This is a genomic window from Flexivirga sp. G2, from assembly GCF_055397625.1.
Map to the genome: position 1 here is coordinate 2,553,116 of NZ_AP039675.1, position 23,123 is coordinate 2,576,238.

Here is a 23,123-nt window from a genome sequence, read left to right on the forward strand (position 1 = left end):
GTGCGGAGCTGCCGGTCCGACCACTTCGTACGCGAACTTCGCCATCTGACGACCTCTCGCTCGGCAGCGCGCCTCGTCCGACAGGAACCACCGATTGGTTTCTAGGGGCGGCGCCCGGCCAGGACCCCGGGCGCCTCAACGCGCCGTGTCTGTCCGGATGCGTTACTCGGTCTATACCCGCACGCGGACGGCCCAAACAACTGTCCCCTGCAGCCTGACGGCCTATCCGCGGGTTGACGGCCTCGCGCTCCTGTGCGCCGAGCGAGCCGGCCAGCACGTGGCTCGACTGGCCGGCTCTCGGCGACGGTGTCGTCCCGGGCCATCACGTCGCCTACGCCGGGGCTACCCTGCACTGCACCGGTTCACACGTGGCTCGTGCTTGTCGACTTCGGTCACATCACTTGCGAGAAGACTTCGGTCACATCACTTGCGAGAAGAGGGTCATGATGGGACGTATGGATCCTGGGGAGTTCGCCGACCTTGCTCAACGGTTGGACCGCGCTGATACCACTCAGCACACAGCTGAACAGGTTGTCGAGCACGCTCGTGCCGCCCTCGGTGCCGACCACGGCGGCATCACGTTGATCCGAGGTGGAGGACGCCTCGAAACCATCGCTCCCTCCGACGGGCTCGTCGTCAAGGCTGACCTGCTTCAGTACGACCTCGACGAAGGACCGTGTCGTGACGCTTCCTGGAACGGCGACAACGCATTGGCCAGTCAAGATCTCGCCGCCGATCCACGCTGGCCGCAGTGGGCACCACAGGCACATCACTTGGGCATCGCCAGCGTCCTGGCCGCTGAGTTGAGCGCTGCAGACACGAGCAAGCGCCTCGGCGCACTCAACCTCTATTGGACCGAACCGGCCCGCTTCACCAGCGATGACCTCGCCTACATCAGTATCTTTGCCGTGCACGCCGCGGTGGCATTGGCAGCATCGATGCAGAATGCCCAGCTCAACACCGCACTCGACGCCCGAAAGGTCATCGGACAGGCGCAAGGCATCCTGATGGAGCGCCACAACCTGTCGGCCGAACAAGCCTTCGAGGTGCTCCGCAGGTACTCCCAGGACCACAACCTCAAGCTGCGCAAGGTCGCCGAGCAACTGGTCGCCACCCGGCAGTTGCCCCGGCACTGACGCCGTCGACAGACCGCGCCGCCTCGATACCAGCGGTCCTGGTCGGAATGCTCGGCACCGCGTCCTGCCAAGGCCCCGATCTCACCCGCTGCCCAGCGCTCCCACAGCGCGCGCGATGACGAGGAGTGAGGTCAGCAGCGCGGCGGTGGCCTCCACGCCCATCAGCATCTTGGCCCTGCTGGACAGCGGCATCGTGTCCGTCGGGCTGAACGCGCTCGAGTTGGTGAGCGACAGGTACAAATAGTCGACGAAGACCGGCACCCACCCGGATGCGCGGCTCGCCGTGACCGATACCTCGCTCACTGCGTCGTCATTCTCGTCCTGGGAGAATCGCCAATCTGCCGGAGGAAAGTCCTGCCGGGGAAGCTTCCGCCGGGCGACCGGTCCGCCGCGGTCCAGTTCCCAGAACAGCAGCGCGAACCCGATCACATTCGTCAGCCACACCTGCATTGCCGCTACCAGAAGCGGTCCGCCCTGGGGCGAGGCCGACGCGAGTTGGTGAACCAGTACACACAACGCGGCAAGATTCGTCACGATGACGACAGTCGCCAACGCGACCGAGACCTTCCGGGACCATCGGGTCTCCCGAGTCATACGCAGCGGATTGGTCGCGACGAGAGCTGCCAACAGCAGGGTTTCGATCCCCGGGACAACGAAGCGCGAGCCGACCTGCAGCGACCCGGGCAACAGCGCATACACCGCCGCCGCACCCAGGACAGCAATGGCAGGGGGGAGCCGATGCTCGCCTTCGGCGATGCGCCGGCGCTGTGACTCTTCATCCAAGGAGTCGGGCATCCGCCTGCTCCTGCCTCGTCTGCGGCGTCAGCATCAGGTACCGCGCGGATCGACCTGGATGGGTTGTCGTGCGAGGAACGTCACGAGCTTCGAATGGAGCGTGTAACGCTCGCCATCTCGCCGCTCCTCGACCTGGGACCGGTCGGTTCGCAGATAGTCGATTTCCAAGCCTCTGAAGACTTCGGCGAGCAGTTCATGCGTTTCGACAACCGACAGACCGCTCTCGAGCAGTGCAGGACGCCGTCTGCCGTCGCTGCCGACCTCGAATCGGTCCGCAACGATCCCAACGGCCACAACTGCTCCGGGCTTGATCGCCTCCCGAATCCGTTTGAGCAGAACTCGAATCGGTTCCTTGCCGGGCAGATGCTCGATTGCGGAGAAGACGATGACGAGATCAGCCGGGGCGGGAAAAGCGAACTCGGCGAGGTCGGCCTGCACCGTGTGCAGGACACAGCCGTTCCCGGACGTGGAAGCCTTACTGATCCGATCGAGTGCCGACTGCAGAAGATCAACGGCATACACATCGGACCCGGTCGGAAGTCGGCGCAGCATCGGGAGCGTATGGCGACCGATCCCGGCCCCGAGGTCGTACGCGGTGATGGCACTGCCTTGCGGCAGTCGTCGCAGGGCATCGAACAGCATCGGGTGGGGCTGAGCCAACCAGGTCCCGGCCTGTCCCACCGAGGAAGTCGCGTAGAACTCCTCGTGGTAGCGGATTGTCTCCTGGCGCGCGCGGTCGAAGTCGTCTGAGCGCATCGGCGTGGTCGCGTCGATTGGTCCCATCGCGGTCCTCCTCTCAACGCCGACCCGTACCGCAAGCGGCAGGACAAAGCTCGAAACGTCTTCTCGGACCTTGTGATACCCGGCTGCGATTCGTTCACACGTCGCGGTGTGGCAAAGGCCGGACGTCAGCGTCGTCCCAGATCGCCGGCGGTCACAGCGGCGCGCGCAACTGCCGGATCTGCTCCACGATCAGGCGCTCCTCGTCGATGACGCGTTGTAGATCAGGATTGACCGCGGCGGTCGGATCGCCAGGTGCCACGGCGGGCACGGTTCGCGCCGCCTCCTCGAGGGCCGCGAGCCGTGCGATCAGCGAACGAAGACTCTCAGGCATCGGACACCTCCGAGTGGTGCCCGGCTCGTTGAACGACGGCGGCCGGACGAAGGCCTCTGGTCGTCGTCATGACGCCGCACTGAATTCGTCCACCGGCATCGCTTGTCGCAAGCGGCGCAGGATGTCGGAGAGCAGCCGCGAGACCTGCATCTGGCTGACGCCGATCCGCTCCCCGATCTGTCGCTGGGTCAGGTTCTCCACGAACCGCAGTCGCACGATGAGTCGCTCACGTGCCTCGAGCCTGCTGAGCAGTGGCCGGAGTGTTGCAAAAGCTTCCACGCGGTCCAGGTCGACGGCCGGCGCACCCAAGGTCTCCCCCAATGACATGCCGCTGTCGCGATCCACCGGCGCATCCACGGATCGGGCGACGTACTGTCCGTCGACGGCTTGGGCACGTTTGACTTCATGCGCAGTGACGCCCAAGGAGTCGGCGACCTCCTCACAGGTAGGTTCGCGGCCGAAGTCCTGCGCCAGTCTCTCGAAGCGAGATCGGACCGCAAGGCTCTGCTCCTGCAGCTGCCGCGGTGGACGCACGGCCCAGCCGTGATCACGGAAGTGTCGCTTCAGTTCGCCGGTGATGGTAGGCACGGCGAACGCCACAAAGCCCGAGCCGTGGTCGGGAAGGTAACGATGCGCTGCCTGGACGAGGCCCAGCAGCGCGACCTGTTCCAGGTCCTGCCGCTCCAGACCACGGTGGTCATAACGACGCGCGATGGACGTCGCCAGGGCGAGGTGGTCGAACACCACTTCTTGTCGAAGGCGTGCCGCCGCTCCACGGCTCGCGTGACGCGCCCGGCGGAGCAGATCATCGGCCCGCTGAGCCTGATCCCGAGATGATTCAGTGGCACTTGCTGAGTGCGGCATGGTTCTTCTCTTCCAACGAGAGACCACGCCGACCACACTTCTTGAGCCGGCACGTTCCTCCCACCTTGGCACCCTCGGCCGCGGACGGCAAGCGGCGCGAGCAGCTCGAATATCCGGCGCTGTTGAAGCTGCGTCGAAGTGCTGTGCTGAGTTGCTCTGTCTCATCTCGATGTCCACTCGCGGGCTCTCGGATGACATGTCCGGCTGACGACGGGCGTGTGAGTTCCGAATGACCGGGTATGGGCGAAGCGCAGAGCCCGAACAAACAGGAGGAGGCGACGCCCATGCCTGGCAAGAAGCCCGGACCGTCCGTCAAGGACGATGAGCTCTATGAAGAGCTGCGCGACGAAGGCAACAGCAAGGAGAAGTCGGCACGAATAGCCAACGCGGCTGCCAATTCATCGCGGACCAAGGTGGGACGGACGGGAGGCAAGCATCCGTCGTACGAGGAATGGACCAAGAAGGATCTCCAGAAGCGCGCCGCGGAGCTGGGCATCGACGGCCGTTCGTCCATGAGCAAGGACGAGCTCGTCAAGGCACTCCGGAACCACTAGCAGTCCGTGTCCTCACTCGGTCCAGCCCGTCGCAATCCGCATGCATCGCCGCAGGCCCGCCACTGCTCGCTGCACAACGAACGGCGCACCCTCGATCGCGGCATCGTCGAGCAGGTCTTCGGTCCTCCGCACCAGGTCCTGGTCCGGGACACCCTCCCGCGACTGCGCAAGCACGTCCCGCAACGATCGGGCTGCGGACGCGACCGCTGAAGTCTCCGGACGCCGTAAGGGGGCGCGATCCTCGAGCATCTCCCGAGCGAGATCTTCCACCACGCTCACCGCGCTCTCGCTGGCAGCGGCGAGCGCCAGAACATCCGCGTGTGATCCCTGCCACCGCTTCCTCCGTGCATTCCCGTGCTGTGCCCGCTGCGCCTGGGCTGTCGCCCGTCCAAGCCTCTGTCGGGTATCCGGCAGGGTGCCGAGGGCTGTTCTCACCTCGGCGGCGCGTTCGTCGGTCGAGCCCTCGTCTGCCTGTAACAGCTCCACCACGGTGTCGAGCACTCCGATGATGTCGCGTCGGACGGCTCGCGTCGATCGTTCGACCTCGTGCAGCGCCAGCGGGGGGAAGACGACACTGTTCACGATGAGGCCGACCATGGCACCCAACGCGAGCTGCGACAGATAGCCGACGACGTACTGAAGCGTGTTCGCTCGGCCGGCGGTGAAGACGAAGAGTGCTGCAATTGGGGCCCAAGTGCCCTGATCGCCGAGCCGGCGCAGGTTGCCCACCCACGACACCTACACCGAGAGCTATCGCGACCGTGAACGCGTTCGGGCCTTCGATCATGTGCAATAGCACGGAAACCGCAACACCGGTGGTCACCGCGGTGAAGGCCCGCAGGCCCTCCACCGCCGAGTCCCAGAGCGATGAGTACATCACCGTCAGCGCGCCCAGGGCGCGTAGAAGGAGTAGGCGGGCAGGTATGACGGCAGTATCACTCCGAGTTGCCACGCGACACCGGCCGCCAGCGCGGTCTTCAGGGTGAGTCCCACCAGCCGGTGGTGGGCGCGTCGTCCTGCACGCGCCACGCCGGAGGCGCGTTCGTTGATCCGGTCCGACATACCCGTCAGCTACCCGCCCTCTGGCGTGGGCCGTCGAGCAGTTCGTGCGCCACGCACTTCGAGAAGTTGCGGGATCTCCACCGCGTAATGCCGACTCAGACCACCGCGAATGCCGCGGTCAACTCACGGATGAACGCCGGGAGATCGCCCGGGTTGCGGCTGGTGACCAGCGTCCAGCCATCCCGCCGGCAGACGACGACCTCGCTGTCCTGCCACTCCCCGCCTGCGTTTCGAATGTCTGTCTGCAGGCTCGGCCAGCTGGTGAGTTGCTTCCCGCGCACCACATCGGCCTCCACCAAGGTCCACGGTCCGTGACAGATCGCAGCCACTGGCTTTTCATGCCTGCGGAACGACGCGGCGAAATCGACGGCGTCGCGGATAGTGCGCAGCTTGTCCGGGTTCGTCGTACCTCCGGGAAGCACCAGTCCGGCATAGTCCGCCGATTCGGCGGCACGGAGCTCGACCCCGACAGGGAACGTGTCTCCCTTCTCCACGTCGCCGTTGAAGGCTTGGACGTGGCCGTCCTCCGGACTCACCAGCACCGGCGTCCCGCCCGCGTTCCGGACCGCGTCCCACGGCCCGGTCAATTCGATCTGTTCGACACCAGAGGCGACGAGGAACGCGATCTTCCGACCTTGCAGTTCATCAGTCATTGCCGGTCCTTACCCGTAGTCGGCTCGCTCACACCCGCTCGCACCGGAGATACGGTCACCGACCAGCCGGCTCGGGTTCACCCAGGTGCCGACGGTTCACCCGAGCGCGATCTGGGTAGGGCAATGGCATGCCTGAAGATCCCATGGGAAAGATCCGACTTCCCGCGGCACAGATATCCCTCGCCAGTGATCTCGTCGACAAGCTGGGGGCTCACGCCACGGCCTACGCGAAGGCACTGTGGTCCGTTGCGCAGCGGCGCGATGCAGATGCGGACGAGATGGCGGTGCTGATCAGATGCGTCAATCAACACTTCGGGGTCAGCCTGCCGGAGGTAGTGGTGGACAGGTGGCGAGAAATCTTTCGCAACTGTGGCGGCCTGGTCACGATCATCAGTGAAGAGCACCTGCTGGCGGGAGCTCCGTCGGATGCCGATGCACTCGAACCACCACCTGGGTTCGGTGACCCGAACGGAAATTGATCGACCGCCACGGCGGACGTCAGCAGTGCCCGCGAACCAGCGGGCCTGTGCAAAGCCCGAGCTCTTACTCGCCGACGGATCCGTTTGTCCCACACAGGGTTCGGTCACTCCGGCCCGCCGCTGATCGTCGGACCGACGCGCCACCGAGACCCCGTATCGCACTGATAGACAGGGAGATTCATATGAGCGATACAGTCAGCGACTTCGTGATCGACCGACTCATCGAGTGGGACCTGCACCAGTTCTACGGTTTCCCGGGTGACGGGATCGGCGGTTTCGACGGCGCACTGGGGCGAGGTGAACGGGACGGCAAGTCGTTCAGCTACATCCGCCCGACCCACGAGGAGATCGCTGCATTCATGGCGGTCGCCCATGCGAAATTCACCGGTGGCGTGGGTGTCTGCATCGCAACCTCCGGGCCAGGTGCAGTGCACCTGCTGAACGGGCTTTACGACGCCAAGATGGACAACCAGCCGGTGGTGGCGATCGTAGGTCAGCAGGGCCGGGCAGCCTTCGGCAGCGACACGCAGCAACAAGTGGATTTGGAGCGCGTCTTCCAGGACGTCGCCGGATACGCGCAGACAGTGGTGACTCCGATGCAGGCGCAGCTCGTGGTCGACAGGGCGGTGCGCATCGCCGCCGCACAGCGGTGCCCCACTGTGGTGATCCTGCCGGCCGACGTGCAGAACCTGCCGATGGAGGAGCCGGCCCTGGAGCACTGGGTCGCCCGTACCGGCGTCGGCTACGCGTCCACCGTGCTCTCTCCGCCGCAGGACGAGCTGCAACGAGCCGCGGACGTGCTCAATGCCGGAGGCAAGGTGGCCATGATCGTCGGTCAGGGCGCGCGAGGCGCGACCGACGAAGTGATCGCGGTCGCGGAGTGCTTGGGTGCCGGTGTCATCACGGCATTGCTCGGAAAGGACGTCGTGCCAGGCGATCTGCCGTACCACACACAGCAACTCGGCTTGCTCGGCTCGAAGCCGAGTTACGACATGATGCAGGACTGCGACACCCTGCTGATGATCGGTAGCAACTATCCGTATGCCGAGTTCCTGCCCGCGACCGGCCAGGCGCGCGGAGTGCAGATCGACCTGACGGCCGGGCACCTGAGCCTGCGCTATCCGATGGAGGTCAACCTGGCCGGCGACGCGAAGGCGACGCTGACTGCCCTGCTCCCGCTGCTGCAGCGCCAGCAAGACCGGTCCTGGCAGGAGAACGTCGTCGAAGGTATGCAGGAATGGGACCACGTCCTGTCCGAGGAGGCTGCGACCAGGGCCGACCCGGTCAATCCGCGCCTCGTCTATCACGAGCTCAACAAACGGCTGCCGGGCAATGTGATCGTCACCGCGGATGCCGGTTCGACAGCGGATTGGTACGGCCACCACATCAGGCTCGGTCGCGACGCCGGCGGCAACCTTTCCGGGATGCTCGCTTCGATGATCGCGGCAATGCCGTATGCCGTTGCCGCCAAGTTCGCACACCCGGACCGGCCGGTCGTCTGCACGATCGGCGATGGCGCGTTCCAGATGCTCGGCATGAACGAGCTGATCACCGTCAAACGACACTGGAAGGCGTGGGACAACCCGACGTTCATCGTGCTGGTGCTGAACAACGGTGATCTCAACCAGGTTTCGTGGGAGATGCGAGAAGCAGGTGATCCGCGCTATGACACCTCCCAGCTGGTCGAGCGCATGGATTACGCGGGGTATGCCGAACTGCTCGGAATGAAGGGAATCAGGGTCGAGCGACCGGAGGACGTTGCCGATGCGTGGGACGCGGCGTTCGCGGCGGATCGCCCGGTCCTGCTGGACGTGCACACCGACCCCAACGTTCCGCCCCTGCCGGCACACGTATCCCTCACGGAGGCGAAGGGCTTCCTGGCCGCCATGCGTAAGGGCGATCCGGCGGAGGCGTCGGTCATCCGTGACTCGGTGAAGGCTGTCGGTGCCGAACTCAAGGCGGGTGTCAAGAGCGCGCTCGGCCGCGAGAGCCATTGACCCTGCTGGAAATACGCCGATCACCACCGTCAGACGTTTCCGCTGCAGGACGGTGGGTAGTCATGCCGTCATGACATTCCTTTTGTGGATCGCGGCAGTCATCCTGGTGATTGCCGGAATTGTGACCCTGATCAACGGCAGCGTGCTTCTCGGCATCGTGCTGATCGTTGTCGGCCTGGCGGTAGGACCCGGCGGTTGGAGCGTGATCAAGCGCCGCTGAGAGTCCGGCGAGTGTGCCGAGGACGTGAACGAAACGCAACGAAGGAGTGATTCGATGGGCGTCTCGAATGGGACCCACCGCGCGAAGGTGGACCAGAAGGACGGCGGACCGGCGTCGCACACCGAGGGTGAAAGCGGCGGAACAGAGGACGATGTCGCAAGCGGTGGCATCAGCGGACCCCCGCACGGCGACGACTCGTCCTCGGATGACGGCACTGAACGCGATGTGCATGGCGACCCGGACACCACGACATGAGCGGCACATCATAGGTACCGGTCCGATCGACGACCGACAACTCGGACACGTCCTGATCCACCTCTTCGGCGACAGCCCGGTTGGCGGACCCGGCGCAGGTTCGAAGTGGCGTTTCCGGGTACGGCACCTCCATGAGTAGCCGAACACCGGACGCGGTTGCGTCCCAGAAACCGAGTCGTCCGAACGGTGGTTTCCCGGCCCAGCAGCAAGAGCTACCGGGCAGCACCGAGCCGATGGACCCCCGGCCCGACCATGGTGAGGAGACGTACGTCGGTCACGGCCGGCTCAGCGGACTGCGTTGCGTGATCACCGGTGGCGACTCGGGCATCGGCCGCGCCACGGCGATCGCCTTCGCACGCGAAGGCGCGGACGTGGCGCTGTCCTACCTGCCCGATGAGGAAGTCGACGCGCAGGAGAGCGCGCGGTGGGTCACACAGGCCGGCCGCCGCGCGGTGCTGTGCCCGGGCGATCTGACCGAGCGGGCAACCTGCGAGGCCGTGGTGGCCCGGGCCGTCGACGAGCTGGGCGGCTTGGATGTGCTGGTGAACGTGGCCGGTGTGCAGATGGCCCGCGACGACGGCATCGCCGACATGAGCCCCGAGCGTATCGATCGCGTGCTGAAGACCAACCTCTATGCACTGTTCTGGTTGATCCAAGCTGCATTGCCGCACCTGCAGTCCGGAAGCAGCATCATCAACACGACCTCGATTCAGGCATACCAACCATCGACCTCGTTGTTGGACTACGCCGCGACCAAGGCCGCGATCAACAACCTCACGGTCAACCTCGCCGCTGAACTCGGCACGCGCGGCATTCGAGTAAATGCGGTCGCACCCGGACCGATCTGGACACCGCTGCAACCGGCGACACAACTGCCGGAGAAGATCGAGAACTTCGGCACCGACACCCCGCTCGGACGTGCCGGCCAACCGGCCGAATGTGCGGGAGCCTATGTCTTCCTCGCGTCACCCCGCGAGGCGGGCTATGTGTCCGGCACCGTCGTCGGCGTGACCGGCGGCAAACCAGTCTTCTGACCAGCCAGCAACCAAAGGTGCGGTAGACACCACGAGGAGTAGACGATGACCGAACAGCACCGCCCGCACACCACGACCGATGCAGGCATTCCGGTCGCCAGTGACGAGAAGGCACTGTCCATCGGACCGGACGGTCCCCTGGTGCTCAACGACCACTATCTGATCGAGCAGATGGCTATGTTCAACCGGGAGCGCATCCCGGAGCGGCAACCACACGCCAAGGGCGGCGGAGCGTTCGGCACCTTCGAGGTCACCCACGACGTCAGTGCCTACACGCGCGCGGCCGTCTTCCAACCGGGGGCCAAGACCGAGATGGTCGCTCGATTCTCGACGGTCGCCGGTGAACGCGGCAGTCCCGATACCTGGCGTGACCCGCGAGGCTTCGCGCTGCGGTTCTATACCTCCGAGGGCAACTTCGACATGGTCGGGAACAACACTCCCGTCTTCTTCATGCGTGACCCGATGAAATTCCAGCACTTCATCCGCTCGCAGAAGCGGCGCTCGGCGAACAACCTGCGCGACCACGACATGCAGTGGGACTTCTGGACCCTCTCCCCCGAGTCGGCACATCAGGTCACCTGGCTGATGGGCGACCGCGGCATACCGAAGACGTGGCGGCACATGAACGGCTACTCCAGCCACACCTACATGTGGATCAATGCCGAGGGCGAGCGATTCTGGGTGAAATACCACTTCAAGACCGACCAGGGCGTCGAGTTCCTGACCCAGGCGGACGCGGACCGGTTGGCCGGCGAGAACGGTGACTACCACCAGCAGGACCTGTTCGAGCACATCGAGGACGGCGACTTCCCGAGCTGGACGTTGAAGATGCAGATCATGCCGTTCGAGGAGGCGAAGACCTACCGATTCAACCCATTCGACCTGACCAAGGTCTGGCCGCACGCCGATTACCCGCTGCAGGAGGTCGGTCGAATGACGTTGAACCGCAACGTCACCGACTATCACACCGAGATCGAACAGGCCGCCTTCGAACCCAACAACCTGGTACCCGGCACCGGTCTGTCCCCGGACAAGATGCTGCTGGCGCGCGGGTTCAGCTACTCCGACGCGCACCGCGCTCGACTGGGACCGAACTATCGGCAGATCCCCGTCAACCAGCCGCGTGTGGAGGTGCACAGCTACTCCAAGGACGGTGTCGGACGACACCAGAACGTCACCGACCCGGTCTACGCGCCCAACTCGTATGGCGGGCCGACAGCGGATCCGTCGCTGACGGACGACGGCGGCCGGTGGCACGCCGACGGCGAGATGGTGCGCTCGGCGTACACCCTCCGTGCGGACGACGACGATTTCGGCCAGGCCGGCACGATGGTCCGCGAAGTGCTGGACGACGCCGCACGGGACCGGCTGGTCGACAACATCGTCGGGCATCTCTCGGCGGGTGTCAGTGACCAGGTGCTGGCCCGCGCGTTCGAGTACTGGCGCAACGTCGACAACGATCTCGGCGATCGTGTCGAGTCGGGTGTCCGCGAGAAGCCCTCAGCACACTGAGGTCAGCTGCGGGTCGCGCCCATGAGCGGCGCGCCCCGCAGCACCCGGCCACATACCCGCAACATCCGAACTCCGTTGCGCAACCTGCGCATCGGCGTCAGCACGGTGCGCACCGTAGTGGTCGAGGAGCCCGACTCCGGCACGCCGGCGAGACGGTCCGTGAGCCACTGCAGCACCAACGGAGCCGACACGATGTGCAGCAGGAAGTGCTCGCTCAGCCGATCTCGGACATAGGTCACCCGGGTGCCGCGCGCAGCGAGGTGCTCGACCATGCGATCGGTTCCCGAGATCGGCACGATCTGGTCATGCACCGCCTGGGTGATCAACAACGGCATCGCGGGTGCGCCGCGGCCGGGCCGGATGTCCTCGAACACCTCGCGCATGACGGGCGACGCCAAGAACGTCTCGATCGAGACGTCCAGATGCTTGCCGAAGTCCCTGAACGCCAGCCGTGTGATCGCCTGCCGGGTCGGCCAGTCGACAGCCCTCTCGAGCAACGCTCGTCCGGCCACGTCGGTGTGTTGGTCCACCAACTCCCGCATCGCGGGATAGCTGCGAATGAGGCCGGCGATGGCCAAGCCCGCGAGCCCGGAGAAGAAGTGCCCGTTGGCACGGCGGAAGACGAGCTCAGGATCGGAGACCGGCGAACCCAGCACGGCTCCCACGGCATGCAATTCGGGCGCGTAGTCGGCGGCCAACTCTGCCGCCCAGGACGTCGCCCAGCCGCCACCCGAATAGCCCCAGAACGACACCCTCGATCGTTCGCTGACGTCGAAACCACCGTGCCGGATCGTTGCCCGAACACCTTCCAACGCGCAGTGGCCGGCCTCTCGCGGTGCGCCCCAATTGCCTTCTGCTCCCTCGTGATCGGGCACCGACACGACCCATCCTTGCGCGAGGGCATTCGCGATCAGCAGGAGCTCGAGCTGCACCACCTCGCCTGTCATCGGGGCACGATGCCGAAAGGTGTATGACGGGAACGCTTCCGGCGCCAGCGAGTCGATGGCGCACTGGAACGACAGGATCGGCCGTTCCCGGCCGGGCTTCGCATCAGACGCAACCAAAACCGTGGTGCACGTGGTGGCGGGCGCTCAGTGCATGTCAGCGGTTCGGTAGAGCAGTTGAACGGCTCTGGCTTGCAACGGAATCCGCCCCAAGAACGCGACTGTCACATCCCGACTGCGCAACGGTGTGCCTGGTGCTGCAGCCTCCCATCCGGGCGGCGGCACGCAGAACGGGTCCACCGCGGGGCGCAACGGACCGACGTGCAGCTCATCGGTGTGCGGCACCGGTTCTGGCCACCCGGACCATTCGGCAACGTTCGCCACGCTGCACTCTCCTCTCAAGATGCGTTCGCCTTCGGCCGGGCTCCCGCCTGCGCGACCCGACCCCGGAAGCTTAGTTACTCGCAGGTAGGTAGGTCTTGCGGTCTCGACAGCCGGTGTCAGGTTGCGCCCGCGAGGAACGCCGCGGTGGTCGGCGGACGTCGCACCAGGACAAGAACGCCGATATCAGCACGAAGTCGAACTCGTATCGCATTGCGCGACATTCGGCCGTGCGGCGACGTTCGCCGGAGAGGGAGAGTCATGGACGACATCACACACAACTGCCAACGCTGCCATGAGATAGCGCGGGACCCGGAGCACCACACGTGCGGCCTCAATGCCGCCGGTGGGCTGCCGGCCAACCAGCCACACTCGCCTCAGGTCGATGCTCCCGTGGGTGACCGCACGGTGGACGACACTTCGTTGGATCGGGCCCGCCGCGCCGCGTGACCGTCGGGTTAGGGTCGGAACGACGAGATCTTCACCCGCGGAAGGAACCCGATGAGTTTCGAGACCCTGGAGCGGCAGATCGAGGACGGCATACTCACGATCACTCTCCGGCGGCCGGAGCAGCTGAACGCTTTCACGGTGACCATGGCCGACGAGCTCGAGTCGATGTTCCGTGCGGTGAACGCCGACGACACGGTCCGTGCGGTCATCGTGACCGGCGCCGGCCGCGCCTTCTGCGCCGGTATGGCGCTCTCCCCGGAAGGCAATGTCTTCGGGTTGGACGAGAGCCGCGAGCCCACACTCGCCGATATGCAGGACCTGTCGGATCCGGCGCTGGCACGGATCCGCGACACCGGTGGCCGGGTCGCACTGGCGATCCACGACTGCACGAAGCCGGTCATCGCGGCCATCAACGGTCCCGCTGTCGGGATCGGCGCGACGATGACGCTGGCGATGGACGCCCGACTGGTCTCCACGAAAGCCCGGTTCGGCCTCGTCTTCGGTCGACTCGGCATCGTGCCGGAAGCAGCGTCGTCGTGGTTCCTCCCCCGCATCGTCGGAATGCCACGCGCACTGGACCTCGTGCTGTCCGCCGAGATCCTCGACGCGGCCGCGACGGTCGAATCTGGTTTGGCGACAGCGTCATACGAGCCGGACGAGCTTCTGCCCGCAGCGCGTGAGCTCGCCGACCGGTGGACGAAGGGCCGTTCTCCCGTTGCCGTCGCGCTCGCCCGCCACATGCTGCGTCGGAACCCGGCATACGACCACCCGGCCGACGCACATCGGATCGACTCGCTGGCGATGTTCTGGACCAGCGTCGGCGACGGCAAGGAAGGCGTTGCGGCGTTCCTGGAGAAGCGCCCGCCGGAGTTCACCGGCCGAGCCTCTGCTATGCCCGACTTCTATGCCGAGTGGATCGACGAAACGCAATGAACGACAAGGAGACTCACATGGCCGGCCGCATCGATCCCTCGATCATGAAGCGTTTCCCCGTCGTCGACATCGAGGAGTTGCCGGACGACCTGCGGGAGCGCATCATCGCGGTCGGCGAGAAGTCCGGTTTCATCCCGAACGTCTTCGTCGGCATCGCCCGGCGGCCCGACGAGATGCGCGCCTTCTTCGACTTCCACGACTCGCTGATGGACCGGGAGACGCCCGGGTTGTCCAAGGCGGATCGAGAGATGATCGTCGTCGCGACCAGCGCCGAGAACGACTGTCTCTACTGCGTCGTCGCGCACGGCGCGATCGCCCGGATCCGGTCCAAGAACCCCTACATCTCCGACCAGCTGGCGACCGACTGGCGCAAGGCGGATCTCGACGAACGACAGCACACGATCATCTCTGTCGCGGTGAAACTTGCATCCCGGCCATCCGAGATCGTCGATGCGGATCTCGATCTGCTGCGTTCCCAAGGACTTTCAGACGACGACGTTTACGACGTCGGCGCGATCACCGCGTTCTTCTCGATGAGCAATCGGCTGGTGCACTGGAGCGGCCTGATGCCGAACAAGGAGTTCCATCTGATGGGGCGTGTCCCCCGCGACGCGTGACGGACCCGTCAGTCCCGGTAGAGAGACCGTGTGTGGTCGTCTGCTGGCAGGAAGGTCTCCAGGTGCAGACCCTCGAGCGCTGCGTCGGTCGCCGTCGTCAGCCGGGCTGCGGTGCTGAAGAAACGCAACGGCTCGGCATCAGTCTCCAGCTCCAGCACGACGACCGGTCCGCCCGCGGCGGGCAGACCCTCGACATCGACGAATTGCGCCACTTCACGCGCCAATTCAGCATGTCGCGGGTCGCGGGTCTGCGTGGCACGGTGGCGCAGTTGCTGATGCAGATGCGCGGCCCACACCGGTAGGTTCCGGATCCGCGGAGCCAGGCCCTCCGGATGCACACACAACCGAATGACATTGATCGGCGGTTCGAGCAGTTCGGCCGCACAGCCGGCCATCAGCGCGTCGACAGCCGAGTTCGCATCGACGACGTCCCAGTAGTCGTCGAGCAACAGCGCCGGGTACGGCAGGTGCGCGTCGAGCAGGTCACGCAAGCCGTTCATGACACTCGACAGCGACGCGTCGTCGAGTGAGCTGTCGGCGTACCGCGGCGCGTATCCGCCGGCCAAGAGGATCTGATTCCGCTCGCGCAGTGGGATGTCCAGATGTTCGGACAAGTGCAGGATCATCTGCGCAGTGGGATGCGCCCGGCCCGTCTCGACCCTGCTGAGGTGACGCGTCGAGACGGTCGACAGGTCGGACAGGGCCTGTTGGCTGAGCGATCGGCTCTCCCGCCACTCGCGCAGCAACTCTCCGGCGCCGGCCTCTTCAACGGTTGCAGTCATGTGCGCCAGCGTAGAGGCGCTCGGACGACCGGTCATGACCTCACAGGTCATGGCCCACTGGCACTCCGAGGTCGCATTCTCGTGTCGTTCACAAAACGCCGAAGCGAGGAGAGATCGCAATGAACACCATCGTCACCGACTACCTGGCCACCTGGAACGCAACGGGTGACGAGCGGAAAGCGTTGCTGGGCAAGCACTTCGCCGATGATGTCACGTACACCGACCCGCTCGCCGCAACATCGAACGCCGCCGAACTGGACGCGGTGATCGGAGCCGTGCAGGGTCAGTTCGCCGGTATGACGTTCACCCAGGTCGGCGATGTCGACGCCCACCACCAGCAGGTCCGCTTCCAGTGGGGTCTGGGGCCGGCCGGCGAGGAGCCGATCGTCATCGGCTTCGACGTCGTGGTCCTCGACGAGGCCGACCGCATCGTCGATGTGCGCGGCTTCCTCGACAAGGTGCCGGCATGAGCGCCACTCCTCCCGGCTACGCGATGGCCTACCTGGAGAACGTCGACACCGGACCCGAGATCATCGAGTACATCGATCGCATCGAGGCGACCTTCGAACCGTATGGCGGCCAGTGGCTCGTCCACAGCACACCGCACGTGACGCACGAGGGCTCCCTGCCGGGGCACGTCGTCATCATCGCCTTCCCGTCGGTGGCAGCCGCGCGCGATTGGTTCGCGTCCGAGCCGTACCAGGAGATCGCACCACTGCGAGCCGATCACTCCGATTCCATCCTCATCACCATCGAGGGCGTGCCGGACGGGTACCGCGGTGCACACACCACGGCCAAGCTTCGGGACCAGCTCAAGGCCGGCTGAACCACCCGTCTCGTGGACCGGAGCACCGCGGGATACCGTAGCCATATGCGACAGAGTCGCATATGGCTACGTTCGTTCTCGCGAAAGGTGCAACACCCGTGTCCGACTACGACCTTCCCGACCTGCCCTACGACTACTCCGCGCTCGAACCGCACATCTCCGGCGCGATCATGGAGCTGCACCACGACAAACACCACGCCGCCTATGTGAAGGGCGCGAACACCGCGATCGACCAACTGGCCGAAGCGCGCGACACCGAGAAGCTGGGTCCGGTGAACCTGCTGGAGAAGAACCTCGCCTTCAACCTGGCGGGACATGTGAACCACTCGGTCTTCTGGCCGAACATGAGCCCCGACGGTGGTGACAAGCCGGACGGCGAGCTGGGACAGGCGATCGACGAGTTCTTCGGGTCGTTCGACGCCTTCCGCGCACACTTCACCGCGAACGCGCTCGGCATACAGGGCTCCGGCTGGTCGATCCTGGCCTGGGACAGCCTGGGCGCGCGCCTGATCATCTGCCAGCTCTACGACCACCAGGGCAACCTGCCCGTCGGGCTCACTCCCCTGCTGATGCTCGACATGTGGGAGCACGCGTTCTACCTGCAGTACCGCAACGTCAAGAACGAGTACGTCGACGCATGGTGGAACATCGCCAACTGGGCGGATGTCGCGGACCGCTTCGCGCGTGCGCGCACGCAGACCGCGGGTTTGATCGTGGCCGGTTAGCCCAACTTGTCCAGAGCGGTCCTGAAGCGCTCGACCGTGCCGTCGACGTCGGTGAGCTTGTCGAGACCGAAGAGGCCGATCCGGAACGTCCCGAAGTCATCCGGCTCACCGCACTGCAGTGGCACGCCTGCCGCAACCTGGAGACCGGCCGGCTTGAACTTCGCGCCGCTCTTCAGTTCGGGATCGTCGGTGTGGACGACAACCACACTGGGAGAAGCGAATTCGTCGGCCGCAACGGATGTGAAACCGGCATCCGCAAGCACCGCACGGATCTTGGCACCGAGGTCGGTCTGGGCGGCACGCAGTGCGTCCAGGCCGATCTCGCGAGCCTCGAGCATCAGCGCCGCGTTGTGCGCCAAACCGTCCGTCGGCATCGTCGCGTGGTACGGCGTCTGCCCCTCGACATACGACTCCGTGATGAAGAGCCACTTCTTCAGGTCCATCGCGAAGCTGGTCGAGGTGCTCGCCTCGACGGCCGCACGACCGGCTTCGTTCAGCATCACGTAACCCGCGCACGGCGTGCCGCTCCAGCCCTTCTGCGGAGCAGTGACGAGCACGTCGACACCCAGGTCGCCCATGTCCGCCCAGAGCGCGCCGGAGGCGACGCAGTCGAGCACGAAGAGCCCGCCCACCTCGTGGACGGCCGCGGAGACTGCACGCACGTAGTCGTCCGGCAGGACGATGCCGGATGCGGTCTCGACGTGCGGCGCGAAGACGAGCTCGGGCCGCTTGTCCCGGATCGTGGCGACGACCTCGTCGATCGGTGCGGGCTGCCACGCCGCCTGGTGCGCGTCCGTCACCGGCCGAGCCGGACAGACGGTGACGTCGTCGGTGATGTGGCCCGCGTCGAAGATCTGCGACCAGCGGTATGAGAACGCCCCGTTGCGTATGACGAGTGCGCGCTTGCCGGTCGCCAGCTGTCGGGCGACCGCCTCCATGCCGTAGGAGCCACCGCCCGGGACGATCGCGACGGAATGCGCGCTGTAGGTCGTGCGCAGGACGTCGATGATGTTCTGCATGACGCCCACGAAGCGCTGCGACATGTGGTTCAGCGAGCGGTCGGTGAAGACGACCGAGTACTCCAGCAGGCCGTCCGGGTCGATGTCATCATGTGGCAAGTTCACGATCGAACCGTGCCACACCACCCCGTGCCCTCGGTAGGTAGGTCCACGTCACGGGCAACCGCCAGCGGCCCGATGGCGCTCACGGCCCTAGGCTCTCCTCTCGTGACGAAGCGTGCGTGGATGAGCTGGAGCAGCGGCAAGGACAGCGCAACAGCGCTCCAGGCCGTACGACGCGAACGCGACGTCGAGATCGTGGGCCTGCTCGTCACGGTGAACGCGGCGGTCGATCGGATCGCGATGCACGCGGTACGACGATCCCTGCTCGATGCCCAGGCGGATCGGCTCGGACTGCCGGTCCACGTCGTGGAGATCCCGCCGGACTGCCCCAACGACCTCTACCAGGCGAAGATGTCGGCAGCGATGGAGAACGCCCGGACGGACGGGATCGAGGCGGTCGCCTTCGGCGACCTCTTCCTGGCGGACGTCCGTGCCTACCGCGAGCAGGCCATGGCCGACACGGGGATCGAGCCGCTCTTCCCGCTCTGGGGCCGACCGACCGGACCGCTGGCGCTCGACATGATCGCAGGCGGCCTGCGGGCGGTCCTGACCTGTGTGGACCCCGCTCAACTCGACCCCGCGTTCGTCGGACGCTCCTTCGACGAGGAGCTCCTGCGGGACCTGCCTGCCGGTGTGGATCCGTGCGGCGAGCACGGCGAGTTCCACACGTTCGTCTGGGACGCGCCCGACTTCAGCCGCCCGATAGATGTCGAGGTCGGCACCGTGGTCACGCGCGACGGCTTCGTGTTCGCCGATGTCTTCGAACCCGAACGCTAGTCGCCTCAGCCCAATTCGCGCACCGTCACGATCACCTCGTCCAGCATCGCTTCGGTGAGTCGACCGGTGAAAGTGTTCTGCTGGCTAACGTGGTAGCAACCGACCAGCTCGATCCGACCGTCCGGTCCCTGCAGGGTTGCCCTGGCGCCGTGCCCGAATCTCGGTTTCGGCCTCGGCACGTCCCAACCGATCGCACGGGCCGTTGAAAGTGTTGCGTCCCAGCCGATTCCGCCGAGCACGAGGATGACGCGCAGCCGCGCTGCCGACAGCTGCAGCTCTCGTTCGAGCCACGGCCGGCAGGTCGCCTTCTCGGACGTGGTCGGCTTGTTCGCAGGAGGGGCGCAGTGCACGGGTGCGGTCATCCGGATCCCGTGCAGCTCCAGCCCGTCGCCGGCTGCGACGGAAGAGGGCTGCGTTACGAATCCACCCCGGTGCAGCGCGGCGAAGATCCAGTCACCCGATCTGTCGCCGGTGAACATCCGCCCGGTCCGGTTCGCACCGTTGGCCGCCGGAGCGAGACCGACGATCAGCCGCGTGGCCTGCGGGTCGCCGAAGGAGGCGGCGGGTCTGCCCCAGTAGGGCTGGTCCGCGAAGGACCGGCGACGACCGGTGGTCGCGACCTCTTCGCGCCAGTCGACCAGGCGCGGGCAGGCCCGGCATACCGACACGAGCGCGTCCAGCTCGGCGATCGATCCGGCCGACCGCGCGAGCCTTCGGACCTGCGCCGGCGTGCCGGCGACGGGTGTCCGGGCCGTGGCCGGGTCTCCCGGCCAGCCGGTTCCGGGATCGACCGGCGACGCGAAGAGCCGGCCGGTGACCGGATGTGGGTCTGGCATACCTCTCTTGTATCGGCTGTCGGTGGCTCGTGCCAAGATTCTGCGAGTGTCGACGATCGTGTTCTTCCACGCCCATCCCGATGACGAGAGCTCGCAGACCGCCGGTTCGATGTCCCGCGCCTCCGACGAGGGCCATCGCGTGGTCGTCGTCTACGGCACCGGCGGCGAACACGGTGAGGTGCCGGACGATCTCGAGTCCGGCGAGACCCTCGCGGAGCGGCGCCGCAAGGAGGCCGAGGCATCGGCCGCCATCACCGGCACCGCCCGGGTCGCCTGGCTCGGCTACCACGATTCGGGTATGACGGGCTGGGATCAGAACGCCGACCCGAAGTCGTTCCATCAGGCAGCGCTCGACGAGGCGGCCGCTCGATTGGCCGCGATCCTCGACGAGGAGGACGCCGACGTGCTGATCGGCTACGACTGGCACGGCAGCTACGGCCATCCGGACCACGTCAAGGTCCATGCCGTCACCTATGCCGCCGCCGCACGCGCCGCGCGGGCACCGCGGGTGCTCGAGGAAACCATGAACCGCGACGTGATGCGCACCCAGATGCAGGTTGCTCAGGAGGCCGGCATCGAGGGATTCGACCCGGACGGGCCGATGGACGACGGCAACCCGATGGGCATGCCGGAAGCCGAACTCCATTGGGCGGTCGACGTTTCCGACTATCTGGACCGCATTCGGGCCGCCATGCAGGCGCACCGCAGCCAGGTGTCCGACATCGGCATGTTCATGTCGATGCCACCGGCGGTCTTCGCCGCCGCGTTCGGGACCGAGTACTTCATCGAGCGCGGTCGTCCCGACGGCATGGTCCACGCCTGGTTCCTGGACTCCGCCTCCGGCTGACGCCGGTCAGTCCGGCTGGTGCGCCCTGACCAGCAGCCGGCTGGAGTGTGCGACGAACGCGCCGTCGCGGCGGATGCGGACGTCCAGGTCGTGCAGTTGCTCGGCATACCGCTCGACGGTGAAGTCCGGCACCCACCAGACGCACTTGCGCAGGATGTAGACGACGGTTCCGATGTCGAAGAACTCCATCCGGCACCGGGCGGTGCGGATCTCGTCGACCACCAGTCCGGCGGATGTCGCACCGGTGCGGTCGTGCCGGGGATGTCTACCGTCGCGGATCTCCGCCGGCAAAGGGCCGAGGAACCACTCGATGAGTTCGAACGCCGACGCCGGACCGACGTGTTGCGCCAGGTAGCGACCGCCCGGACGCAGCACACGGGCGATCTCGGCCCAGGGCGTCGTCACCGGATGCCTTGCCGACACCAGCTCGAACGATGCGTCCGCCCATGGCAGCGGGTCGTCCACTTCGGCCTCGACCACCTGGACTCCCCTGTGTCCCAGTCGATTTCGCGCCAAGTCGGCATTCGGTGCCCACCCCTCGGTTGCCGCCATGATCGCCGGCAGCGCGGGCGCCGAGTCCAACACCTCTCCCCCGCCGGTCTGCAGATCCAGCGCGCTGTCCACACCGGCCAACGCGGTGGCGAGCAGCCCGGCATACCCCCAGCCCGGACGTTCTTCGGTCGCTCGCCCGTCCAGCCAGGAGAAATCCCATCCGGACACGTCGACGGTGGCGGCCTCGTCGATCAGTTCGTCATACGAACGCATCCGTCCATGCTGCCGCGGCGGTCAAGCGGATATCGAGGGGTTACCACTGGGGTGGGTCGCCGTGGCTCAGCTCCGGGTCGTCCGCCCGGAAGGTGTGCACCCGGCCGGGTTCCGTGGTCGGTCCCTCGAAACGCACCGTCACACGGCCCAAACCACTGCCCCAGACCCAGCCGGCGCCGAGGTCCGTGTGCGCGATGTCCTGCCCCGGCCACCACGTCGGCGGACCGTCACCGGTGTATGCCGCCGGCCCGGGCGTGCGGCGCACGTCGCCCGCCGGGGTGGCCGGAACGTCGACGCCGGCGTCATCCGCGGCCGCGGTCTCGTCGGACGCACCGAACAACGACAGTGCCTCGTGCTCGGCATCCGCGGCGTCGAAATGGAACTGCTCCTGCGCGTGAGTGCTCAGCCCCGACACGCCGACTCCCAACAACCGCAGTCCGTTCGAGACGTCCACGCCGGCGAGCAGGCGTCGCGCGACGTCCAGGATCACGCCGGCATCACCGGTCGGATGCAACAGGGTCTCGGACCGGGTCGAGGTCGCGAAGTCGTGCTGGCGGACCTTGATCGTGACGGTCCGGGCGAACGCGGCCGACTTGCCGAGCCGGGCCGCGGTACGGCGGGCGAGACTGACCAGCTCGGCATCCAGCACGTCACGGTCCACCACGTCGTGCTCGAACGTCTCCTCCGCCGACACGCTCTTGGCCTCCCGCTCGACGACGACCTCCCGGTCGTCACGGGCACGCGCCAATTCGTACAGGCTGCCGCCGTGTGCGGTCCCGAAGATGCTCACCAGGTCGGGGCGCTCCATCCGCTGCAGATCCGCCACCGTCTCGACCCCGAAGGACCGCAGCCGTGCCTCGGTGGCCGGTCCGATGCCGCTCACCACGCGCACCGACAACGGGCCGAGCAGCTCCAGCTCCTTGCCGGGCGGCACGACGACGAGTCCGGCCGGCTTCTCCAGCTCCGAGCCGATCTTGGCCAGCATCTTCGAGCTCGCAATGCCGGCCGAAGCGGTCAAACCCCCTGTGGCCTCTCGGATCTCGCCGATCAGCCCTGCGGCAACCGCTCGCACGCCGTCCGGGCTGAGGTCGATGTCCGTGCCGGCTGCCAGGTCGACATACGCCTCATCGACACTGACCTGCTCCACGACGGGCGACACCGCACGCAGGATGTCCATGACGATCCGACTCGACGCCCGGTAGGCGTCCCCACGCGGGTAGAGGAACGCCGTGCCCGAAGGACACCGGCGGCGGGCCTCCGCGGTCGGCATCGCCGAGCGGGCGCCATACCGACGTGCCTCGTATGACGCCGTCGCCACCACGCCGCGTGCGCCGATCCCGCCGACGCACACCGGTTTGCCGCGCAGCGAAGGCTTGTCACGCTGCTCGACCGCGGCGAAGAATGCGTCGAGGTCCAGATGCATGATGCTGGCCGTCGATCGCAC

28 protein-coding genes are annotated in these 23,123 nt (G+C 66.3%); 15 read left to right on the plus strand and 13 right to left on the minus strand.

Features of this window, described 5'->3' with window-relative positions:
- The first annotated feature begins 455 nt into the window (after positions 1-455).
- Positions 456-1,136, plus strand: coding sequence for a GAF and ANTAR domain-containing protein (locus ACZ50J_RS12415; RefSeq protein ID WP_464297459.1), 681 nt, complete (start codon positions 456-458; stop codon positions 1,134-1,136).
- An 81-nt stretch (positions 1,137-1,217) separates the two neighbouring features.
- Here ACZ50J_RS12415 and ACZ50J_RS12420 read toward each other — a convergent pair whose 3' ends face one another.
- The 4 genes from ACZ50J_RS12420 to ACZ50J_RS12435 all read right to left on the minus strand — a co-directional run bounded on the left by ACZ50J_RS12420 (position 1,218) and on the right by ACZ50J_RS12435 (position 3,936).
- Entirely contained in the window at positions 1,218-1,931 is a 714-nt protein-coding gene (locus ACZ50J_RS12420) for a hypothetical protein (protein ID WP_464297460.1), read from the minus strand.
- A 33-nt stretch (positions 1,932-1,964) separates the two neighbouring features.
- Positions 1,965-2,714 (minus strand): class I SAM-dependent methyltransferase, encoded by a 750-nt coding sequence (locus ACZ50J_RS12425; RefSeq protein ID WP_464297461.1) that lies wholly within the window; start codon positions 2,712-2,714, stop codon positions 1,965-1,967.
- A 151-nt stretch (positions 2,715-2,865) separates the two neighbouring features.
- Positions 2,866-3,045, minus strand: a complete 180-nt coding sequence (locus tag ACZ50J_RS12430; RefSeq protein WP_464297462.1) for a hypothetical protein — start codon at positions 3,043-3,045, stop codon at positions 2,866-2,868.
- Between the two features lie 66 nt (positions 3,046-3,111).
- Positions 3,112-3,936 (minus strand): sigma-70 family RNA polymerase sigma factor, encoded by an 825-nt coding sequence (locus ACZ50J_RS12435; RefSeq protein ID WP_464297463.1) that lies wholly within the window; start codon positions 3,934-3,936, stop codon positions 3,112-3,114.
- 257 nt (positions 3,937-4,193) lie between these two features.
- Here ACZ50J_RS12435 and ACZ50J_RS12440 point away from each other — a divergent pair, with 257 nt between their 5' ends.
- Positions 4,194-4,463: a DUF7218 family protein gene (locus ACZ50J_RS12440; protein WP_464297464.1), complete on the plus strand. Its 270-nt coding sequence runs from the start codon at positions 4,194-4,196 to the stop codon at positions 4,461-4,463.
- 12 nt (positions 4,464-4,475) lie between these two features.
- Here ACZ50J_RS12440 and ACZ50J_RS12445 read toward each other — a convergent pair whose 3' ends face one another.
- The 3 genes from ACZ50J_RS12445 to ACZ50J_RS12455 all read right to left on the minus strand — a co-directional run bounded on the left by ACZ50J_RS12445 (position 4,476) and on the right by ACZ50J_RS12455 (position 6,178).
- On the minus strand, positions 4,476-5,192 hold the full coding sequence (locus ACZ50J_RS12445) for an aromatic acid exporter family protein (RefSeq protein WP_464297465.1): 717 nt from the start codon (positions 5,190-5,192) through the stop codon (positions 4,476-4,478).
- A 153-nt stretch (positions 5,193-5,345) separates the two neighbouring features.
- Positions 5,346-5,525, minus strand: coding sequence for a hypothetical protein (locus ACZ50J_RS12450; RefSeq protein ID WP_464297466.1), 180 nt, complete (start codon positions 5,523-5,525; stop codon positions 5,346-5,348).
- A 95-nt stretch (positions 5,526-5,620) separates the two neighbouring features.
- Positions 5,621-6,178, minus strand: coding sequence for a type 1 glutamine amidotransferase domain-containing protein (locus ACZ50J_RS12455; RefSeq protein WP_464297467.1), 558 nt, complete (start codon positions 6,176-6,178; stop codon positions 5,621-5,623).
- 128 nt (positions 6,179-6,306) lie between these two features.
- Here ACZ50J_RS12455 and ACZ50J_RS12460 point away from each other — a divergent pair, with 128 nt between their 5' ends.
- The 6 genes from ACZ50J_RS12460 (at position 6,307) to ACZ50J_RS12485 (ending at position 11,675) form a co-directional block, all read left to right on the plus strand.
- Positions 6,307-6,657, plus strand: coding sequence for a hypothetical protein (locus tag ACZ50J_RS12460; protein WP_464297468.1), 351 nt, complete (start codon positions 6,307-6,309; stop codon positions 6,655-6,657).
- A 182-nt stretch (positions 6,658-6,839) separates the two neighbouring features.
- A complete protein-coding gene (locus tag ACZ50J_RS12465; RefSeq protein WP_464297469.1) occupies positions 6,840-8,654 on the plus strand; it encodes a thiamine pyrophosphate-requiring protein in 1,815 nt (604 codons plus the stop codon).
- Between the two features lie 70 nt (positions 8,655-8,724).
- A complete protein-coding gene (locus ACZ50J_RS12470; protein WP_464297470.1) occupies positions 8,725-8,874 on the plus strand; it encodes a GPGG-motif small membrane protein in 150 nt (49 codons plus the stop codon).
- 54 nt (positions 8,875-8,928) lie between these two features.
- A complete protein-coding gene (locus ACZ50J_RS12475; RefSeq protein WP_464297471.1) occupies positions 8,929-9,129 on the plus strand; it encodes a hypothetical protein in 201 nt (66 codons plus the stop codon).
- 131 nt (positions 9,130-9,260) lie between these two features.
- Positions 9,261-10,163, plus strand: coding sequence for an SDR family oxidoreductase (locus ACZ50J_RS12480; RefSeq protein ID WP_464297472.1), 903 nt, complete (start codon positions 9,261-9,263; stop codon positions 10,161-10,163).
- Positions 10,164-10,208: 45 nt separating this feature from the next.
- On the plus strand, positions 10,209-11,675 hold the full coding sequence (locus ACZ50J_RS12485) for a catalase (RefSeq protein WP_464297473.1): 1,467 nt from the start codon (positions 10,209-10,211) through the stop codon (positions 11,673-11,675).
- Between the two features lie 2 nt (positions 11,676-11,677).
- On the opposite strand, the gene ACZ50J_RS12490 is transcribed toward ACZ50J_RS12485, so the two are convergent.
- Positions 11,678-12,739 carry a lipase family protein gene (locus ACZ50J_RS12490; RefSeq protein WP_464297474.1) on the minus strand — a complete coding sequence of 354 codons (1,062 nt, stop codon included), beginning with the start codon at positions 12,737-12,739 and terminating at the stop codon, positions 11,678-11,680.
- 762 nt (positions 12,740-13,501) lie between these two features.
- Here ACZ50J_RS12490 and ACZ50J_RS12495 point away from each other — a divergent pair.
- Positions 13,502-14,383, plus strand: a complete 882-nt coding sequence (locus ACZ50J_RS12495) for a crotonase/enoyl-CoA hydratase family protein (protein ID WP_464297475.1) — start codon at positions 13,502-13,504, stop codon at positions 14,381-14,383.
- Between the two features lie 17 nt (positions 14,384-14,400).
- A complete protein-coding gene (locus tag ACZ50J_RS12500) occupies positions 14,401-15,000 on the plus strand; it encodes a peroxidase-related enzyme (RefSeq protein WP_464297476.1) in 600 nt (199 codons plus the stop codon).
- 8 nt (positions 15,001-15,008) lie between these two features.
- On the opposite strand, the gene ACZ50J_RS12505 is transcribed toward ACZ50J_RS12500, so the two are convergent.
- Positions 15,009-15,782, minus strand: coding sequence for a helix-turn-helix domain-containing protein (locus tag ACZ50J_RS12505; RefSeq protein ID WP_464297477.1), 774 nt, complete (start codon positions 15,780-15,782; stop codon positions 15,009-15,011).
- Positions 15,783-15,901: 119 nt separating this feature from the next.
- Here ACZ50J_RS12505 and ACZ50J_RS12510 point away from each other — a divergent pair, with 119 nt between their 5' ends.
- The 3 genes from ACZ50J_RS12510 to ACZ50J_RS12520 all read left to right on the plus strand — a co-directional run bounded on the left by ACZ50J_RS12510 (position 15,902) and on the right by ACZ50J_RS12520 (position 17,333).
- Positions 15,902-16,252, plus strand: a complete 351-nt coding sequence (locus ACZ50J_RS12510; RefSeq protein ID WP_464297478.1) for a nuclear transport factor 2 family protein — start codon at positions 15,902-15,904, stop codon at positions 16,250-16,252.
- Positions 16,249-16,608 (plus strand): DUF1330 domain-containing protein, encoded by a 360-nt coding sequence (locus ACZ50J_RS12515; RefSeq protein WP_464297479.1) that lies wholly within the window; start codon positions 16,249-16,251, stop codon positions 16,606-16,608. Before ACZ50J_RS12510 ends, ACZ50J_RS12515 begins: the two co-directional genes overlap by 4 nt.
- Positions 16,609-16,706: 98 nt before the next feature.
- Complete coding sequence (locus tag ACZ50J_RS12520; protein WP_464297480.1) at positions 16,707-17,333, plus strand: superoxide dismutase; 627 nt, start codon at positions 16,707-16,709, stop codon at positions 17,331-17,333.
- On the opposite strand, the gene ACZ50J_RS12525 is transcribed toward ACZ50J_RS12520, so the two are convergent.
- Positions 17,330-18,457 (minus strand): pyridoxal-phosphate-dependent aminotransferase family protein, encoded by a 1,128-nt coding sequence (locus ACZ50J_RS12525; protein WP_464297481.1) that lies wholly within the window; start codon positions 18,455-18,457, stop codon positions 17,330-17,332. The genes ACZ50J_RS12520 and ACZ50J_RS12525 overlap by 4 nt on opposite strands.
- A 102-nt stretch (positions 18,458-18,559) precedes the next feature.
- Between ACZ50J_RS12525 and ACZ50J_RS12530 the strand changes: the two genes are divergently transcribed.
- Complete coding sequence (locus tag ACZ50J_RS12530; RefSeq protein ID WP_464297482.1) at positions 18,560-19,231, plus strand: Dph6-related ATP pyrophosphatase; 672 nt, start codon at positions 18,560-18,562, stop codon at positions 19,229-19,231.
- Positions 19,232-19,236: 5 nt separating this feature from the next.
- Here the strand turns inward: ACZ50J_RS12530 and ACZ50J_RS12535 are convergent, their stop codons facing one another.
- Positions 19,237-20,067 carry a uracil-DNA glycosylase gene (locus ACZ50J_RS12535; protein ID WP_464297483.1) on the minus strand — a complete coding sequence of 277 codons (831 nt, stop codon included), beginning with the start codon at positions 20,065-20,067 and terminating at the stop codon, positions 19,237-19,239.
- 46 nt (positions 20,068-20,113) lie between these two features.
- Between ACZ50J_RS12535 and ACZ50J_RS12540 the strand changes: the two genes are divergently transcribed.
- Positions 20,114-20,914 carry a PIG-L deacetylase family protein gene (locus ACZ50J_RS12540; protein WP_464297484.1) on the plus strand — a complete coding sequence of 267 codons (801 nt, stop codon included), beginning with the start codon at positions 20,114-20,116 and terminating at the stop codon, positions 20,912-20,914.
- Positions 20,915-20,920: 6 nt separating this feature from the next.
- On the opposite strand, the gene ACZ50J_RS12545 is transcribed toward ACZ50J_RS12540, so the two are convergent.
- Positions 20,921-21,679, minus strand: coding sequence for a methyltransferase domain-containing protein (locus tag ACZ50J_RS12545; protein ID WP_464297485.1), 759 nt, complete (start codon positions 21,677-21,679; stop codon positions 20,921-20,923).
- A gap of 40 nt (positions 21,680-21,719) precedes the next feature.
- A complete protein-coding gene (locus ACZ50J_RS12550; protein WP_464297486.1) occupies positions 21,720-23,123 on the minus strand; it encodes a DNA polymerase IV in 1,404 nt (467 codons plus the stop codon).